The following is a 17,462-nucleotide window of genomic DNA, read 5'->3' as shown; positions in this document are numbered from 1 at the left end:
GGCGCGTGCCGCCTTGTTCCGCGGGGGCGGCGTGCTGGATGTCCTGTCCGGTCGTCACACCGTCACCCCCGTCGGTGCCACGAGGCCGTCGGTCAGGCGTACCTCGCGGTCCGCGTACGCGGCCACCTGTGCGTCGTGGGTGATGAGGAGGACCGCGGTGCCCTGGTCGCGGGCCGTGTGGATCAGGGCCGTCATGACCTGTTCGCCGGACAGGGAGTCCAGGGCGCCGGTGGGTTCGTCGGCGAAGACCGCCCTCGGTTCGGTGACCAGGGCCCGGGCCAGGGAGGTGCGCTGGGCCTGGCCGCCGCTCATCTCGCCGGGGCGGAGGTCCTGCTGGCCGCGTACGCCGAAACGCTCCAGCCACTCACCGGCCCGCTCGTGGGCGTCCCGCCGGGCGGCGCCCGCCAGCATCAGGGGCAGGGCGACATTGTCGAGCGCGGTCAGCTCGGGGATCAGCTGGCCGAACTGGAAGACCACCCCGAACTCGGTCCGGCGCAGCTCGCTCAGCCGCTTCTCGGGCAGCGTGTCGAGCCGCTCACCGGCGTAGAGCACCGAGCCCGCGTCCGGACGGACGATGCCCGCGAGGCAGTGCAGCAGCGTCGACTTCCCGCTGCCGCTGGCGCCGGTGACGGCCAGGATCTCGCCGGCCCGCAGCTCGACCGAGGCGCCGCGCAGGGCCTCGGTCCTGCCGTGCGCCTTGACGAGGTCACGGGCCGCCAGAAGCGGCACTTCGTTGCTCATGCTGTGTCGACCTCCGCGGTCAGGGTGGTCAGCCGGCCCGCCGTGGTGGTCATCCAACGGAGGTCGGCGTCGAGGTGGTTGAGGGCGTAGTCCGCCGAGAGCACGGTCGCGAGGTCCGCTCCCTTGGCCGTCTTGACCTGGGTGAGCTCGCGCATCCGCGCCATGTGGGCGCCGCGTTGGGCGCTGAGATAGGCCTCCGGGTCGCCGCCGGCGAGGATCGCGACGACGACCTTGGCGAAGATCTCGTTGGTCACGAAGGGCGCGGGCGGGGTGATCTCCCCGGCCCACGTGGCGAGTTCTCGCTGTCCGTCGGCGGTGGAGCGGTACAGGGTGCGCTCCGGTCCGCCGTCCGAGTCGGTGCCCTCGATCTCGGCGAGGCCGTCGCGGACCAGCCGTTGAAGGGTCGTGTAGACCTGCCCGTAGGCCAGCGGTCGGGCCTGCGGGAAGCGTTCGTCGTGGCGTCGCTTGAGGTCGTAGCCATGGCTCGGCCCCGTGGCGAGCAGCCCCAGCAGGATGTGGCGGGTGCTCATGGCGATCATTATGCACTCGCTACATGTACTGAGTGAATAGTGGTCGGTTATCGGTCGCCGGTCACCGGTGGGCGGTGGCCGGAACCCGCCCCCCGCGGACGCGTGAGCGCGGCCCCAACTGTCCATGAAATTCCCTTATGTGACGCCCCGTCGGCACACTCGGTCACCTCAACGACACGAACCTGAAATGTCTTTGGGGTTTTACAACCGAGGTCCGCACGATTTAGAGTGGGTGCCGAGGGGAAGATCAACACAGCCGGAACTCACCATCCGGCCGATCAATCGGGGGGTAGCGAAAGGTATGTTGGCGAAACCCAGTGCCGAAGCACTGAGCATCTGTTCGCGATGTACTGACACGGTCTGAGCGCCTATGGCGCCCCGTGGTCGTAAAGAATTTCTTCGACCGTCGGCGGCCGTTCACCTGAATCCAAGCGCTTTCTGTATGACGTAAAGCCAGAGAGCCGTCTATTGCCGCGCCCTTCTCATTTCTGGGAAAGGGGATGTTCCTGCGCGCGCTGACAGACGGTCGGCTCCGGCTGCCGATGCGACATGGCCGTGCCCATCCTTGGCATGGGCATGCCTTGTTTTGCCTTGCCCAAACGCACTCACAAAGTGTCGAATTCCAGGTTCGAGGATGATGGCGATAACCACGGGGTCCCAGGAACTTTCCCTGCCAGACATGTTGCACGCGGCCGCGCTCACCCGACCCGACCGGACCGCCGTCTCGTGCGGCACGCAGCGCCTGACCTTCCAGCAGCTCGGTGAACGCGCCGAGACCCTGGCGGACCATCTGCGGCGGCTCGGTGCGACGAGGGACGAACCGGTCGGCATCTTCATGGATCCGTCCGTCGACCTCATGGCGAGCGTCTGGGGTGTCCTGTACTCGGGCGCTCCCTACCTGCCGCTGTCGCCGGAGTACCCGGACGAACGCGTCCGCTACATGATCGAGGACTCCCGGACCAAGCTCATCCTGACGGACGAGTCCCTGGTCTCCCGGCTGGCCGCGCTCACCCCCGCCGAGACACAGATCGTCACCGTCGCCGGCGCGCAGGCCGCGCGGCACGCCGTCGCCTCTGCGCCGACGCCCGCGCACGGCGACACCCTCGCGTATGTCATCTACACCTCCGGGAGCACGGGCAACCCGAAGGGCATCGGCATCGAACACCGCAGCATCGTCAGCCAGATGCGCTGGCTGGCCGCCGAACAGGGCCTGGACGAACGCCGGACGGTGCTCCAGAAGACCCCGCTGAGCTTCGACGCCGCCCAGTGGGAGATCCTCGCCCCGGCCTGCGGCGCCGGTGTGGTGATGAGCGAGCGCGGGGTCTACGCAGACCCGGGCGGGCTCCTCGACCTGATCCAGAAGCACGAGGTGACCACGCTCCAGGGCGTGCCGACCCTGCTCCAGGCGCTCGTCGACTCCGGACGGCTGCCGGACTGCACCTCGCTCACCCAGCTCTTCAGCGGCGGCGAGGCGCTCACCAAGAGCCTGGCGATCGAGCTGCTCGACGCGCTGCCGGACGCCGAACTGGTCAACCTCTACGGCCCGAGCGAGACCACGATCAACGCCTCGTCGCTCACCGTGGACCGCGAGACCGTCCAGCACGGGCCCGACCACATCTCCATCGGCCGGCCCGTGCACGGCATGAGCTTCCACATCCTCGACACCGCCCGGCGGCCCGTCGCGCCCGGCGAGTCGGGTGAACTCCACATCGCCGGGCGGCAGTTGGCCCGCGGCTATCTCAACAACCCCGACATGACCGCCGAACGGTTCATCCCCAACCCGTTCGCCACCGACCCGGACTCCGACCGCCTCTACCGCACCGGCGACCTGACCCGCTGGAACGACGACGGCACCGTGCAGTTCCTCGGCCGCACCGACAGCCAGGTCAAACTGCGCGGCTTCCGGGTCGAGCTGGACGAGATCAAGGTGTCCATCGAGAAGCACGACTGGGTCAAACGGGCCGCCGTCGTGGTCCGGGACGACACGCGGGTCGGCGCCAACCTCATCGCCTTCGTCGAACTCGACCCGCACCGGGCCGCGGTCATGGACCAGGGCAACCACGGCGCCCACCACCAGTCCAAGCAGAGCAAGCTCCAACTCAAGGCACAGCTCGCCGACCTGGGCGTCCGTCAGGACTACGGCCTCCCGTTCGTCGAGCTGCCCGGGCGCACCGCGACGGCCGAGCAGCGGCGCACGGTGTTCGCCCGCAAGACCTACCGCTTCTACGAGGGCGGCGACGTCACCCGGCAGGACCTCCTGCGCCTGCTCGCCCCCGCACCGGAGCAGGCGGCCGAGCCCCGGGACCCGGACACCCTGACCCTGGACGAACTCGGCACCCTGCTGCGCTGGTTCGGCCAGTTCACCAGCGGTGAGCGGCTGCTGTCCAAGTACGGCTACGCCTCACCCGGCTCCCTGTACGCCACCCAGCTCTACCTGGAGCTGTCCGGCATCGCGGGCCTGGAGGCGGGCCACTACTACTACCACCCGGTCGAACACCGGCTCACGCTGATCGCCCCGGCCCCCGCCGGGGAGCCCAGGCTGCGGGCCCACTTCATCGGGCGCCGCTCGGCCATCGAGCCCGTCTACCGCAACAACATCCAGGAAGTCCTCCAGTTCGAAGCCGGGCACATGGTCGGCCTCTTCGACCATGTCCTGCCCGCCTACGGACTGCGGATCACCGCCCGCCCGGGGGAGCCGGCCGTCAAGGACGTCCTGCGCTGCCCGGACGAGGACTACTACCTGGCCTCCTACGAGATCCGCACGGCCGCCGCCGAGGCCGAGCCCACCGCGGTCGACCTGTATGTGCAGGCGCACCCGGGCCGCATCGCCGACCTGGCCGACGGCCAGTACCGCTACGACGACGGCGAACTGGTGCGGGTGTCCGCCGAGTTGGTCCGCAAGCAGGACGTCATCGCCATCAACCAGGAGGTCTACGCGCGTTCGAGCTTCGGGATCAGCATGATCGGCGGCGCGCCCGAGGCGTGGCAGCGCTATGTCGACCTCGGCCGGGAGCTCCAGCGCCTCCAGATGAACGGCCTCGACCTGGGGCTGATGTCCTCCGGGTACAGCTCCGAGACCGGCAACCCGCTGCCCTCGGCCCGGCGCATCGCCGAGCTCGTCGGCCTCGGCCCGGACACCGCGTCCTACTTCGCCGTCGGCGGCCGCATCAGCGCCCAGCAGCGGCTCAGCGAGGGCATGAAGGAGGACTCCGTGCACATGCGGGGTCCCGCCGAGATCATCAAGGACAACCTCGCCGCGGCCCTGCCGCCGTACATGGTGCCCAACCGGGTCACCGTCCTCGACGCCTTCCCGCTCACCCCCAACGGCAAGGTCGACCACCAGGCCCTGCGCGAGCTGGACAAGGCCGCCGTGGACGACTCCGAGGCACCGGTCGTCCCGCCGCGCACCCCCACCGAGGAGGCCATCGCCGCGCTCTGGGGGAAGGTGCTGAAGCAGGAGCGGGTCTCCATCCGCGACAACTTCTTCGCCTCCGGCGGCCATTCGCTGACCGCCGTCTCCCTGGTCAACCGGATCAACCGGGAGCTGGGCGCCGCCCTGCCGCTCCAGGTGCTGTTCGACGCGCCGACCATCGCCGAACTGGCCCGGCGCGTCGACCGCGAGCCCGCCACCGCCGCCTCCCGGCTGGTGCGGCTGCGCGCCGCGGACGGGCGCCGGCCGGTCTTCTGCTGGCCCGGCCTGGGCGGCTACCCGATGAGCCTGCGGCTGCTGGCCGGCCGCCTCGACCTGGACCGGCCCTTCCTCGGCGTCCAGTCCTACGGCATCAACGCCGGCGAGACCCCCTACGAGACGTTCGCCGAGATGGTCGCCAAGGACCTCGAACTCGTCCGGCAGGTCCAGCCGACCGGCCCGTACACCCTGTGGGGCTACTCCTTCGGGGCCCGGCTCGCCTTCGAGGCCGCCCACCAGCTGGAGCTGGCCGGCGAGCAGGTCGACGAGGTGATCCTCATCGCGCCCGGAAAACCCCCCGTGGAATTCCTCGGCGACGCCGCCGGCCGCACCTCGACCGGCTTCGACGACACCACCTTCGTCTCCATCCTGTATTCGGTGTTCGCCGGAAACCTGGAGAAGAAAGCGGTTGAGGAATGCCTTTCCGCGACCCGCGACGAGGAATCCTTCATCGCCTTCGTCAGCGACCGGTTCGAGCACCTGGACCGTGAATGGGTGCGCAGGATCGTCGGCGTGGTGCGGCGGACATTCCTCTTCGAATACGACCCTCACGAACTGGCCGAGCGGACCGTCTCGGCACCCGTCACGGTATTCAGGGCCACCGGCGACCAGGAATCGTTCATCGACTCCGGTGAAGCGCTTACCACCACACCCCCCGCGTTCCACCAACTCGACGCCGATCATTACGAGTTGCTGCGCGCGAACGGAATAGACGAACTCGTCACCGCCATTCAGGACGCACGACTCACCAGAAAGGTCATCGGAGTGCCGCACGTCAGCATCAAGCATTTCCCCAACAACCTCGAGGCCGAGCAGGTCACCGCCCTGGTCGACGCGATCACCACAGCCGTGCGGACCGCCTTCGCGGTCGACGAGGGCGCGGTCTCGATCGCCCTGGAACCGGTGGCCCAGGACGTCTGGAACGAGCGGGTCTACGTCCCGGAGATCGAGAACGGCGCCGGGAACCTGGTCAAGGCCCCCAACTACTGAGCCCGGCGCCCGAATCCGACGGTGCCCACCCCCACCAGGACATGAACCACGGAGGACCGTGATGCGCACAGTGATCACCAGGATGAGGGAGGACCTCTCCGTGATCGTCGCGCGAGACCCGTCGATCCGCACGCGCGCGGAGGCCCTGCTGCACCCCGCGCTGCCGGCGCTGTGGACCCACCGGGTGGCCCACGTCCTGTTCACCCGTGGGCACCGGCAGAGCGCCCGGCTCCTCGCCTACCTCGCGCGCGCCTTCACCGGAGGCATCGAGATCCACCCGGGCGCGCGGCTCGGCCGGCGTGTCTTCATCGACCACGGGGCCGCCGTGGTCATCGGGGAGACCGCCGAGGTCGGCGACGACGTCACGATCTTCCACCAGGTCACGCTCGGCGCCGTCGGCTGGTGGAAGGACGGGCGGCGCGAACCCGGCGCCCGCCGCCATCCGGTCGTCGGCGACCGCGTGGTGCTCGGCACCAACGCGATCGTGCTCGGCCCGGTCACCGTCGGCCACGACGCGCTGATCGGCGCCGGTGCGCTCGTCCTGGGCGATGTGCCCCCGAAGGCCCGCGTGATGGCCCCCGCCGCCGAGATCGTGTCCCGGCCCTCGGCCGCGGACCGTGAGGACGCGGACCGGCTGCTGCGCGCCCTGGCCACCGCAGGGTGCTGGTGACGCCCAGGTCACCGGCCCCACCCCAGTCGTCGCGGTACCCCGCAACAACGTTCGCCGCATCTCAACCCGACCACGTGTCGGCACGCCATCGGAGGCACAGATGATTCACGTCGGTGTACTGGAGAGCAACCTCTCCGGTTCCGGCTTCGAGGGCCTGCAGATCATCAAGGAACTCGACTGCCGGGTCACTTTCTTCACCCGCGACCTGGACCGGTACCTCGAAGTGCCGGGCGGTCCGGCCTACTTCGAGAAGTACGTCGACGAGATCGTCCACTGCGAGACGAACATCCTCGAAGAACTCCTGCCGCATGTGCACCGGGCCGGTGCCGAGCACCCCTTCGACGCGTTCCTGACCCTGGCCGAGTACGACGTGGTCGTGGCCGCCGAGGTCGCCGTCCTCCTCGGTCTGCCCACCGTCAGTGTCGACGGCGTCGCCACCGCCCGCAACAAGGCGCTGATGCGCCGGCGCTGCGCCGAACTCGGCGTGGCGATACCGGCGTTCCGCACCGTGCAGACCCCTGCCGAGGCGGCGGTCGCGGCGGCCGAGATCGGGCTGCCCTGTGTGGTCAAGCCGGCCGACGAGACCAGCAGTGCCGACGTCCGGCTGGTGGAGACCGCCGAACAGGCCGCCGAGCACGTGGAGTTGATTCAGTCCCGGGTGGAGAACACCCGCGGTCAGAGCCGCTACCACGAGCTGATGGTCGAGGAGTACCTGAGCGGCCCCGAGGTCAGCGTCGAGGTGCTCGCCGACGGCGACCGGTACGAGGTCCTCGGGGTCACCGACAAGTCGGTCATCGGCCAGGGCTACTTCGTCGAACTGGCCCACAGCTTCCCCTCCAGCCTGCCCGACGAGCTGGTCGGCGCCATCGGCGACCTGGCCGTGGAGTCGCTGCGCGCCTGCGGATTCGACCTGGGCATGGCGCACGTCGAGATCAAGGTCACCGAGTCCGGGCCCAAGCTCATCGAGATCAACCCCCGGCCCGCCGGCGGCAAGATCACCTACCTGGCCGACCGCGCTCTTGGCATCAAGTCCCTTGAGCTGGTGGCCCGTCAGTACCTGGGCGAGAAGCTGCCCGCCCAGGTGGTGCCCGACAAGCCGGTCGCCGGCGCCGCCATCCGCTACCTGATCGCCCAGCCCGGCCGCGTGGTGTCGGTCTCCGGGCAGGAACGCGCCGCCGCGCTGCCCGGCGTGGAGGAGGTCGTCGTCAAGCCGAAGCCCGGCGCCGTGCTGCGCGAGCCGCGCCGCAACGGCGACCGCGCCGGCCATGTCCTCGTGATCGCCGAGACCGCCCAGCTCGCGGCGCGCACCGCCGAGGCGGCCGTCAAGGAGATCGACATCCGCACCGAGCCGGTCACCGCCCGCCCGGTCGCCGACTCCCTCGTCGACCTGATCGGCCGCACCCCGCTGCTCCGGCTCCCCGTGGACCGCGTCCTGGACGGGGCCCCGGCCGAGACCGAGGTCCTGGCGAAGCTGGAGCTGTTCAACCCCTGGTCCAGCAGCAAGGACCGGGCCGCGCTGTCGATGCTGCGCGGCGCCGAGGAGCGCGGACTGCTCACCCCCGGCAACGGCACCGTGATCGAGGCGACCTCCGGCAACACCGGCATCTCGCTGGCCGCCCTCGCAGCCGCCCGCGGCTACCGCTGCGTCATCGTGCTGCCCGACAACGCGACCCAGGAGCGCGTCGCCATGCTCCAGTCGCTCGGCGCCGAGGTGGTGCGCACCCCGCACACCGGCGGCTACCAGGCGGCGGTCGACAAGGCCGCGGAGCTCCACGAGCAGACCCCCGGCTCCTGGTTCTGCTGCCAGCACGACAACCCCGACAACACCCGGGCGCACTACGAGTCGACCGGCCCGGAGATCTGGGCCGACGCGGAGGGCCGTATCGACGTCTTCGTCTGCGGAGTGGGCACCGGCGGCACCCTCAGCGGCGCCGGGCGCTACCTGCTGGAGCGCAACCCCGACGTACGGATCGTGGCCGTCGAGCCGGCCGGGTCCCCGCTGCTGTCCGGCGGCGAGCCCGGCACGCACACCATCCCCGGCTTCAACGGCGGCTTCATCGCACCCACCACGGAGCGCGAACTCATCGACGAGGTCATCGCGGTCGCCGACGCCGACGCCCTGGACACCACCCGGCGGCTCGCGGTGCACGCGGGCCTCACCGTCGGTGTCTCCTCCGGCGCGGTCGTCCACGCCTGCGGTGTGGTGGCCGCCCGTCCCGAGAACCGGGGCAAGCGCATCGTGACCCTGCTCCCCGACACCGGCGAGCGCTACCTGAGCCTGCTCAGCCGCGTCGCCGAGGAGCAGGCCGCCGGGGGTACCCGGTGACGGCGCCCGTGGACGAGCGGCCCCGTCTGCTGATGGTGATGCCGTACCGCCAGTTCGTCCGCAAGGCACAGGCCGAGGGGTTCTGGGTCGGCGCGATCTGGGACCCGCGGCTGGAGACACCGGCGTACCTGGACGACGTACGCGCCCTGGCGGACGTGTTCGTCACGGCCGACTTCCGGGACGAGGAGTTGCTGCGCCGCACCATCCGTGAGACGGCCCAGGAGCACCGCGCCTCGGTGATCTACCACATCGGCCGCGAGGAGACGATGGCCGCCGCCTACGAGGTGGCCGAGGAACTGCGCGTCGAGGTCAACCCGGCCGAGGCCGTCCGCCACCTCACCGACAAGCACGCCATGCGGGACCTGCTCGCCGCCCGCGCACTGTCCCCGGTGTCCTTCGAGGCGGTGGCGACCCGGCGCGAGGTACCGGACGCGGTCCGGCGCATCGGCCTCCCGGCCGTGGTCAAGCCGACCGCGCTGGCCGGCAGCCGGGGCGTGTTCCTGTGGCAGGAGGAGGCGGATCTCGCGGTCTGGACGGCACTCGTCGAGCAGTACGGCTACGACGGCCCGTTCCTGGTCGAGGAGTATCTGCGCGGTCCCGAGTACAGCGTGGAGACGCTGAGCCGGGACGGTGAGCACCGGATCGTCGGGATCACCGAGAAGCTGCTCGGCGCGCCGCCGCTGTTCGTGGAGGTCGGGCACGTCCACCCGGCGCCGCTGCCCCCGGAGCGCCGGCAGGCGATCGAGGAGCTGACGACCGAGCTGCTCACCGCGTGCGGGTACCGGTTCGGTCCCGCGCACACCGAGGTGATCTGGACCGAGGCCGGCCCCCGCGTCGTCGAGTCGCAGGCGCGGCTCGGCGGGGACCGGATCCCGCGCCTCGTCGAGCTGGCCACCGGTCTCGACATCGAGCAGGCGATCTTCGCGGCCCTGGCGGGCATCCCGGCCGGGCCCGCCACGGCCACCGGCACCGCGATCGTGCGGTTCTTCGCCTTCCCGCCCGGCCATGTCGACGAGGTCCGCGGCCTTCAGAAGGCCGCCGGACTCGGCTACGTCGACGAGCTGAACCTGCGGCTCAGCCCCGGCGACACCGTGGCGGAGGTCCGCGACTCCAAGAGCCGGCAAGGACACGTGATCGTCTCCGGCGCCACCGCCGAACAGGCCCGGGACCGGGTCGCGGAGGTGCTCGCCGCCATCGAGGTCGTCATCGACGGAACGCCCGTACACGCGGACGGCCGGGTCGCAGCGCTCGGGACGGCCGTATGAGCGCCGCCGGTCACGACTCCCCCCACCCCAGAAAGGCAGTGGCCATGCAGTGGTCCCCAGCAGCGATCAGGAGGTCCCCATGACCACCCCCGCCCCCGACGCGCAGGTGGTGTTCGTCGGCTACAACGCGGCCTACCTGCGCGCGATCGACGGCAGCGTCCCGAGCGGGTCCGTCGTCGTCATCGAGGAACCCGACATCATCCGCAAGCGGGAACTCCAGGACGCGGCAGGCCGCTTCGACTGCCTGGACCGCATCGTGCCCGCGAGCTACCAGCAGTCCACCGAGGCCCTCGACCTGGCGGCCGAACTGACGGCCGTGCGCCCCGTTGCCGCGGTGGTCCCCGGCCTGGAGTACGCGGTGCCCGCGACGGCCGCGCTCGCCGAGAAGCTCGGGCTGCCGGGCGCGACCGAACAAGCCGCGCAGGCACTGCGGGACAAGGTCCGGCTGCGCGAGGTGTCCGGCGCCGCCGGTGTCCGCAACCCGCGCTGGCGCGAGGTGTTCGGGCCCGCCGACATCCTCGACTTCGCCGGCGACGGCCCGGTGGTGGTCAAGCCGGCGAACCGGCAGGCCAGCGTCGGCGTACAGCTGCTGGACTCGGTCGACGCCGACACCGCGGCGCAGGCGTGGGAGCGGACCTCGTCCGCGGCCGAGTACGAGCAGGTGCCCGACCGTGAGCTGGCGTGGCGGTTCCTCGCCGAGGAGCGCCTGGAGGGGCCCGAGTTCAGCGTCGAGGCGCTGGTGCGGCAGGGCGAGATCATCTTCCAGAACGTCACGGCCAAGACCGTGATCCCGGGCCCGTACCCGGTCGAACTCGGTCATCTGCTGCCCGCCCCGCTCGACGAGGACACCCAGGGCGCGTTCGGTACGGCCATGCGCGCGCTGGTCGCCGCGACCGGCTACCAGACCGGCATCCTGCACGCCGAGTGGATCCTCACCGAGTCCGGTCCGACGCTGGTCGAGTGCGCCGGCCGCTGCCCCGGCGACTATCTGATCGACCTCAACGACCTCGCGTACGGCACCCGGATCAGGCTGACCCTGATCGACCTGCTCGCCGGACGCCCGGTCACGCTGCCCCAGTCGGCGCAGCGGACCTCGGCCATCCGGTTCCTGGCCGCCGAGCCGGGCACCGTCACGGAGGTCACCGGCGTGGACGCGGCGCGGGAACTGCCCGGCATCCGGGTCGTGGAGGTCGACGTCGCGCCCGGCGACGAGGTCCGTCCGTGGGCGTCGTCCTGGGACCGCGCCGGGCATGTCATCGCCACCGGACCGGACGCCGAGACCACCCGCCGACGCGTCCTGGCCGCCGACGCCGCCGTCCACATCACAACCGATTGAGGAACGCACATGTCTGATCTGTGGCAGCGCGTCCGCGGCTGGCGTGGGTCCGTCCCCGGCGGGACGGTCGGCCTGCGGCTGGCCGTGATGGCGATGATCGACGCTGTCGGCACCGGTGCCTTCCTGGCCGTATCCGTGCCCTTCATCACCAGGTCCGTCGGCCTGTCCGAGGGCAAACTCGGTCTCGGCCTGACCCTGTCCGCCGCCATCGCCCTCGGCACGGCGATCCCGATCGGCATCCTCGCCGACCGGATCGGCCCGAAGAAGGTCCTGGTCGGCGTGAGCCTGTGGCGATGCGCCTGCTTCGTGGTGTACCCGTTCGTCCAGAACCTGTGGCAGTTCCTCACCGTGGTGTGTCTGCTCGGCCTGGTCGACAAGGCGGCGGCGCCGATGGAACAGGCCCTGGTCGGCCAGGCGACGGAGACCGAGGACCGGGTCAGGGTGGTCGCGGTCCTGCGGGCGCTGCGCAACGTCGGCTTCACCGTCGGCGCCCTGCTCGGCGGTATCGGGCTGCTCATCGACAGCCGGGCCGGGTACGCCGCGATCCTGCTGCTCAACGCCGCCTCGTTCGCGGTCCTCGCCACGCTGGCGGCCCGGCTGCCGGTGCTCAGCGCTCCGGCGAAGAGCCTGCGCCGCCGCTTCTCGATGAGCGTGCTGCGCGACGGATCGTTCCTGTCGTTCACCGGGATCAACGCCGTACTCACCATGCACATGACCCTGCTGAGCATCGGCATCCCGCTGTGGATCGTCGGGCACACCGAGGTCTCGTCCGCGCTGATCGCCCCGCTGGTCGCGGTCAACACCGTGCTCGCGGTCGCCCTCCAGGTCCGTGCCAGCCGGGACACGGAGACCATCGCCGGCGCGTCCCGCGCGCTGGTGCGGGCCGGTGTCTCCCTCGCGCTCTGCTGCCTGCTGCTCGTCGCGGCGCCGAAGCTGCCGGTCCTCCTGGCCGTCGGGGTGCTGCTGCTGGCCATGATCGCGCTGACCGGCGGCGAGCTGTACCAGTCCGCCGGCGGCTGGGGCGGCTCCTATCTGCTGGCGGCGCCCGGCCAGGAGGGCGTCTATCTGTCGGTCTTCTGGCTCGGTGTGGCCATTCAGCAGATCGCCGCGCCGGTCCTGGTCAGCCTGGTCGTCACGACCGGTACCACGGGCTGGGTCGTGCTGGCCGCGCTGTTCGCCGTCTGCGGTTTCGCGGCCCCGCTCATCGGCCGGTGGGCGCAGACCCAGGCGGACAGCAGGCCCCAGCCGAAGCCGACACCGGCCGAGGCCACCTGACTCCCCCTGCAAGCAGGCCCGTCATCCGGGCCGTCCTTTGATCACCGTTGATCACGACCTGATCAGGCAAACCCAAGGAGAAACATGTCTGTTCCGCTCTATGTCCCCGCAGGCGGCGGCGAGTTCGTCGACATCCGGGACACCAAGAGGACGTACCTCAAGCTCACCACCCCCATGTCCGACGGTGAGTTCGGCTTCTTCGAGCACCACATGAAGCCGGAGGCGAAGGGCGCCGCACCGCACATCCACAAAGAGTCCACCGAGATATTCTACGTGGTGAAGGGCGAGATCGAGTTCACCATCGGCGACAAGAAGGTCGTGGGCGAGCCGGGCGCGTTCGCCTACGTCCCCAAGGGCGAGCCGCACGGCTTCACCAACCGGGGCAACGAGGACGCCACCCTGCTGATCATGTTCTACCCGATCTACGACCGCGAGGACTACTTCCGTGGTCTGGGGCGCCTGACGGCCAACGGCCGTAACCCCAGCCTCGAGGAGCTCCAGGAGCACATGGCGAAGTACGACCAGTTCATGTGCTGACGCGCGCCCGCGGGAACGGCCGGGGCCCGGCGGCGGAATCCGCCGCCGGGCCCCGGCCGTGGGCCGCACCGCGGTCAGCTCCGCGCGCCGTCCGGGTTGCGGAAGCGCCACTGCAGCTCGCGGACCTGCTCGGCGAACTCGGGCACCGGGCCGACCACTTCGAGTCCGGGCACCACGTCCTGGACGGTCAGCGGAGCCAGCGGGGAGGTGGCGGTCACGCCCCACTCCGCCTTCCAGTCCCGGGCCTGCTGCGACGAGCTCGCGTACACGATCCGGCCCAGTCCGGCCCAGCCGTGCGCCGCCGCGCACATCGGGCAGTGCTCGCCCGAGGTGTACACGGTCGCCGTCGTCCGCTCCTCGGGGCTCAGGTGGGTCGCGGCCCAGCGGGCCAGCTCGAACTCCGGGTGCGCGGTCGGGTCGCCCGTGGTGGTCTCGCGGTTGCGCTCCTCGGCGAGGATCGTGCCGTCCGCGCCGACCAGCACGGACCCGAACGGCCAGTCACCGGCGTCCACCGCCTCGGCGGCCAGCTCCACGCAGCGGCGCAGATAGGGCAGTTCGGCCTCGCCGACGACGGCGGTGGCACGGTCGGCGTCGCTCTCGGGAAGGCCCTGGGTGTCGAGGGTCACTGTCACTCCGTCTGTGGTGGGGAATGGGGGTGGGGACGAGTCGGCTAGGGGCGGTGCGCGGCCACGGTGGCCAGTGCCTGCCACGCCACCTCGGGGCGCAGCGTCTCCTCCGGGTCACCGTGGTACGGGTCGAGCAGCAGCGTGTCGGCACCGGCCAGGCGCAGCGCCTCGATGTCCTCGAGAACCTGCTCGAGGGTGCCCTCGCCGGCCCGGCGATCGGGGTCGTCGATCGGCTTCTCCGTGATCCGGAGATAGATACGCGGAGCCAAATCCGGGACGGGCCGGCCGAGCTCGGCGGAAATTCCCTTCAGGCGTTCCAGCGCCTCGTGGAACCAGGGCATCGTGAATCGCAGAGGATGCCACGGCATACCCCGGCGGACGGCCCGGCGAATTGCCGCGTCACTGTTTCCGCCGATCCAGATCGGAATCTGTCCCGAGCCGTAGTCGGCGTCGTTTTCCCATGCCGTACGAAGGGTGTCCAGCACTTCGTCGGTGAGTGCGCCACGCTTGGAGAAGGGGACGCCGAGCGCCTCGAACTCCTCCTTGGCCCAGCCGACGCCGACACCGAGGATCAGCCGTCCGCGGCTGAGTTGTTGCAGGTTGGCGGCCATGCGGGCGACCAGCAGGGGGTGTCGGTACGGGGCGATGAGGACGGTCGTGCCCAGTTTTACCCGGCTGGTTATTCCGGCCAGCCAGGCGAGCGTTGTGACAGGTTCGTAAAATGGTGCGGGATATTGCCGGGCGACGTCCGGAGTGATCGCCACGTGGTCGGAAACCATCAGCAAGTCGAAGCCGAGACCCTCCACGGTCTTGGCCCAACGGGCGAGGTTATCCGGATTTGTTCCGGGTCCGAAGTTGGGGACATTCACGCCTATCTGCATGACCGCCAGACTAGCAAGATCTCAACGGCTGGTGTGCGGCGAAAAGAAAGTGCCCGACCGGTCGGCGAACCGGTGATTCGAGGGGAGTTCCAGCGCCGTCGGGCAGGGTGGTGTCGCTGCGGCGGCGCCATCGGAACGGACGCAACAGAATGTGACGAGATGCACGTTGTAGCCATTCGTACGTCTGCCACGGCGCCCACGGGGTAGGGCTGCGATAACCCGCAAGGTCGCCGTACTCGACAAGGAGGCCCCTCGTGGTCGCTCCCGCACACCCCCGCTCCAAACCCGTGGCGCAGCCGCCGTCCCCCGAACCCGAGCCGCACTTCTGCGTGTTCAGCGCGGAGGGCGCCTGCGCCGAGATCCCGCTGACCAGTGAGGCACCGCTGCCCGACGCGGAGCCCCTCACCAGCGAGCCGCCACTCGCCGAAACCGCACACCTGACCAGCGAGTCCGCGGTCTTCGAGCCGGACCTCGCGAGGCTGTAGATGGCGGCGCAGGGGTCGGCCGAACCGCCTTCCGAGGACCTGTCACGTCTCGCCGAGCTGTATGGCGTCGCCACCTCCTACAGCCCGTCCCCGGACCGTACGGTCGCCGCCTCGGCCACCGCCGTCACCCTCGCCCTGGCCGCCCTCGGCGTCGACACCGGCCGCCCCGCGGCCGCGCTGGCCGCCCGTGAGCGCGAGCTGCGCGACCGGCTGCTGCCGCCGACGGTGGTCTGCTGGAGCGGCAGCCCGCCCGCGTCCCTCGGGAAGCTGCCCAGGGGCACTCGGCTGCGGATCGAGACCGAACAGGGCGAGACGCGCGCCGCCGCCGACCAACTCCCGCCCGGGGTGCACCGGTTGACCGCCACGGCGCCCGACGGCCGGGTGGCCGAGTCCCATCTGGTCGTCGCCCCCGCCCGGCTCCCCACGGCCGGCGGACGCTCGTACGGACTCCTCGTCCAGCTGTACTCCCTGCTCTCCCGGCGCTCCTGGGGCATGGGCGACCTCGGTGACCTCACCGAGCTGACCGCCTGGGCCGGGCGGGCGCTCGGCGCCGGGTTCGTGCAGGTCAACCCGCTGCACGCGGCGGTGCCCGGCGCCCCCACGGACCCCTCGCCGTACCGGCCCTCCTCGCGGCGCTTCCCGGACCCGGTCCATCTGCGGGTCGAGGACGTGCCCGAGTACGCCCATGTGACCGACCGCGAGGCCGTGCGCTCGCTCGCCGAACGGGCCGGGCGGCTGCGCGAAGCGGTGCTGGACAAGGGCGCGTTGATCGACCGGGACGCCGTGTGGGAGCTCAAGCGCGAGGCGCTGGAGCTGGTGCGCGAGGTGCCGCTCGGCCCCGGCCGGCGGGCCGCGTACGTCGACTTCCTCGCCGAGGAGGGCGAGGCCCTGGAGGACCACGCGACCTGGTGTGCGCTCGCGGAGGTGCACGGGTCGGACTGGAGCCGGTGGCCGGCCGGCCTGCGGGACCCCCGCTCGCCCGAAACGGCCCGCGCCCGCTCCGAGTTGATGGACCGCGTCGACTTCCACTGCCGCCTCGCCTGGCTCACCGACGCCCAGCTCGTCGCCTCGCAGCAGGCGGCGCGGGACGCCGGGATGCCGGTCGGGATCATCCACGATCTGGCGGTCGGCGTGCACCCCGGGGGCGCCGACGCCTGGGCGCAGCAGGGCTACCTCGCGGCCGGGATGTCGGTCGGCGCGCCCCCGGACGCGTTCAACGCGCGCGGGCAGGACTGGGGGCTGCCGCCGTGGCGCCCGGACCGGCTGGCCGAGTCCGGCTACGCCCCCTACCGACGCCTGCTCAAAGCCCTCTTCCGCTACGCCGGCGCGCTGCGCATCGACCATGTGATGGGCCTGTTCCGCCTCTGGTGGGTCCCGCAGGGACACCCGCCGACCGAGGGCACGTACATCCGCTACGACGCCGAGGCCATGCTCGCGATCCTGGTCCTGGAGGCCTCGCGCGCCGGGGCGGTGGTGATCGGCGAGGACCTGGGCACGGTGGAGCCCGGGGTGCGCGAGACGCTGCGCGAACGCGGGGTGCTCGGTACGTCGGTGCTCTGGTTCGAGCGGGACTGGGAGGGCGACGGCCGCCCTCTGCCGCCGGACCGCTGGCGCGCCGACTGCCTCGCCACCGCGACCACCCACGACCTGCCGTCCACCGCGGCCCGGCTGACGGGCGATCACGTCGAACTCCGCTACCGGCTGGGCCTGCTGACCCGGGAACTGGCGGAGGAACGGACCGAGGCGGCCGCGGACACCGGGGAGTGGCTGGAGGTACTGGCCCGGCTGGGCCTGCTGCACGGCACCGGCGGCGGCCACAGCACCTCGACGGAGGAGGCCGAGATCCAGGCCGTGCACCGGTTCCTGCTGCGGACACCGGCCAGGCTGGTGGGGGTGTGGCTCCCGGACGCGGTGGGCGACCGCCGGCCCCAGAACCTGCCGGGCACATGGGACCAGTACCCGAACTGGCGGCTGCCGATCGCGGACGCGGAGGGCAGGCCGGTGACGCTGGAGGACCTGGCGGCCTCCCCGCGCCTGCACGGTTTGGTGGAGGTCCTGCGTGGTCCTCGCGCGGTCGGGCCGGGGTGACGGCGGGGGACCGGCGATCCCCTC

13 protein-coding genes and 1 pseudogene are annotated in these 17,462 nt (G+C 71.1%); 10 read left to right on the top strand and 4 right to left on the bottom strand.

Annotated elements, in window-relative coordinates:
• Positions 1-54 precede the first annotated feature (54 nt).
• A complete protein-coding gene (locus ACFY0U_RS03300) occupies positions 55-741 on the bottom strand; it encodes an ABC transporter ATP-binding protein (RefSeq protein WP_388629405.1) in 687 nt (228 codons plus the stop codon).
• On the bottom strand, positions 738-1,271 hold the full coding sequence (locus ACFY0U_RS03295; RefSeq protein ID WP_388629402.1) for a PadR family transcriptional regulator: 534 nt from the start codon (positions 1,269-1,271) through the stop codon (positions 738-740). Before ACFY0U_RS03295 ends, ACFY0U_RS03300 begins: the two co-directional genes overlap by 4 nt.
• 679 nt (positions 1,272-1,950) lie before the next feature.
• On the opposite strand from ACFY0U_RS03295, the gene ACFY0U_RS03290 reads away from it, so the two are divergent.
• The 8 genes and pseudogenes from ACFY0U_RS03290 (at position 1,951) to ACFY0U_RS03255 (ending at position 13,358) form a co-directional block, all read left to right on the top strand.
• Positions 1,951-5,949, top strand: coding sequence for an amino acid adenylation domain-containing protein (locus tag ACFY0U_RS03290; RefSeq protein WP_388629399.1), 3,999 nt, complete (start codon positions 1,951-1,953; stop codon positions 5,947-5,949).
• A gap of 61 nt (positions 5,950-6,010) precedes the next feature.
• A complete protein-coding gene (epsC, locus tag ACFY0U_RS03285) occupies positions 6,011-6,619 on the top strand; it encodes a serine O-acetyltransferase EpsC (RefSeq protein WP_388629397.1) in 609 nt (202 codons plus the stop codon).
• Between the two features lie 100 nt (positions 6,620-6,719).
• A pseudogene (locus tag ACFY0U_RS03280) lies at positions 6,720-7,688 on the top strand (acetyl-CoA carboxylase biotin carboxylase subunit family protein); the annotation flags it as partial.
• Entirely contained in the window at positions 7,662-8,945 is a 1,284-nt protein-coding gene (locus ACFY0U_RS03275; RefSeq protein WP_388630427.1) for a cysteine synthase, read from the top strand. The pseudogene ACFY0U_RS03280 and the gene ACFY0U_RS03275, both read left to right, overlap by 27 nt.
• Positions 8,942-10,210, top strand: a complete 1,269-nt coding sequence (locus tag ACFY0U_RS03270; protein WP_388629394.1) for an ATP-grasp domain-containing protein — start codon at positions 8,942-8,944, stop codon at positions 10,208-10,210. The genes ACFY0U_RS03275 and ACFY0U_RS03270 overlap by 4 nt, the downstream gene beginning before the upstream one ends.
• Positions 10,211-10,289: 79 nt before the next feature.
• Positions 10,290-11,546 (top strand): ATP-grasp domain-containing protein, encoded by a 1,257-nt coding sequence (locus ACFY0U_RS03265; RefSeq protein WP_388629391.1) that lies wholly within the window; start codon positions 10,290-10,292, stop codon positions 11,544-11,546.
• Between the two features lie 9 nt (positions 11,547-11,555).
• Entirely contained in the window at positions 11,556-12,821 is a 1,266-nt protein-coding gene (locus tag ACFY0U_RS03260) for an MFS transporter (RefSeq protein ID WP_388629388.1), read from the top strand.
• Positions 12,822-12,905: 84 nt separating this feature from the next.
• A complete protein-coding gene (locus tag ACFY0U_RS03255) occupies positions 12,906-13,358 on the top strand; it encodes a cupin domain-containing protein (protein ID WP_388629385.1) in 453 nt (150 codons plus the stop codon).
• Between the two features lie 74 nt (positions 13,359-13,432).
• On the opposite strand, the gene ACFY0U_RS03250 is transcribed toward ACFY0U_RS03255, so the two are convergent.
• A complete protein-coding gene (locus tag ACFY0U_RS03250) occupies positions 13,433-13,984 on the bottom strand; it encodes a nucleoside deaminase (protein WP_388629382.1) in 552 nt (183 codons plus the stop codon).
• A 44-nt stretch (positions 13,985-14,028) separates the two neighbouring features.
• A complete protein-coding gene (locus ACFY0U_RS03245; protein ID WP_388629380.1) occupies positions 14,029-14,865 on the bottom strand; it encodes an LLM class flavin-dependent oxidoreductase in 837 nt (278 codons plus the stop codon).
• A 254-nt stretch (positions 14,866-15,119) separates the two neighbouring features.
• On the opposite strand from ACFY0U_RS03245, the gene ACFY0U_RS03240 reads away from it, so the two are divergent.
• The gene (locus tag ACFY0U_RS03240; RefSeq protein WP_388629377.1) at positions 15,120-15,350 is read left to right on the top strand and encodes a hypothetical protein; all 231 of its coding nucleotides are present in this window, start codon (positions 15,120-15,122) and stop codon (positions 15,348-15,350) included.
• Complete coding sequence (gene malQ / locus ACFY0U_RS03235) at positions 15,351-17,438, top strand: 4-alpha-glucanotransferase (protein ID WP_388629374.1); 2,088 nt, start codon at positions 15,351-15,353, stop codon at positions 17,436-17,438. It begins immediately after the preceding gene.
• Positions 17,439-17,462 lie beyond the last annotated feature (24 nt).

Source organism: Streptomyces sp. NPDC001536 (genome assembly GCF_042894505.1).
Taxonomy (GTDB): domain Bacteria; phylum Actinomycetota; class Actinomycetes; order Streptomycetales; family Streptomycetaceae; genus Streptomyces.
This window is presented reverse-complemented; position numbering and strand designations above follow the sequence as displayed.

Coding starts and splice junctions, on each gene's coding strand:
- ACFY0U_RS03300 (WP_388629405.1), bottom strand. CDS start 741: ATGAGCAACGAAGTGCCGCTTCTGGCGGCCCGTGACCTCGTCAAGGCG.
- ACFY0U_RS03295 (WP_388629402.1), bottom strand. CDS start 1,271: ATGAGCACCCGCCACATCCTGCTGGGGCTGCTCGCCACGGGGCCGAGC.
- ACFY0U_RS03290 (WP_388629399.1), top strand. CDS start 1,951: ATGTTGCACGCGGCCGCGCTCACCCGACCCGACCGGACCGCCGTCTCG.
- epsC (WP_388629397.1), top strand. CDS start 6,011: ATGCGCACAGTGATCACCAGGATGAGGGAGGACCTCTCCGTGATCGTC.
- ACFY0U_RS03265 (WP_388629391.1), top strand. CDS start 10,290: ATGACCACCCCCGCCCCCGACGCGCAGGTGGTGTTCGTCGGCTACAAC.
- ACFY0U_RS03260 (WP_388629388.1), top strand. CDS start 11,556: ATGTCTGATCTGTGGCAGCGCGTCCGCGGCTGGCGTGGGTCCGTCCCC.
- ACFY0U_RS03255 (WP_388629385.1), top strand. CDS start 12,906: ATGTCTGTTCCGCTCTATGTCCCCGCAGGCGGCGGCGAGTTCGTCGAC.
- ACFY0U_RS03245 (WP_388629380.1), bottom strand. CDS start 14,865: ATGCAGATAGGCGTGAATGTCCCCAACTTCGGACCCGGAACAAATCCG.
- malQ (WP_388629374.1), top strand. CDS start 15,351: ATGGCGGCGCAGGGGTCGGCCGAACCGCCTTCCGAGGACCTGTCACGT.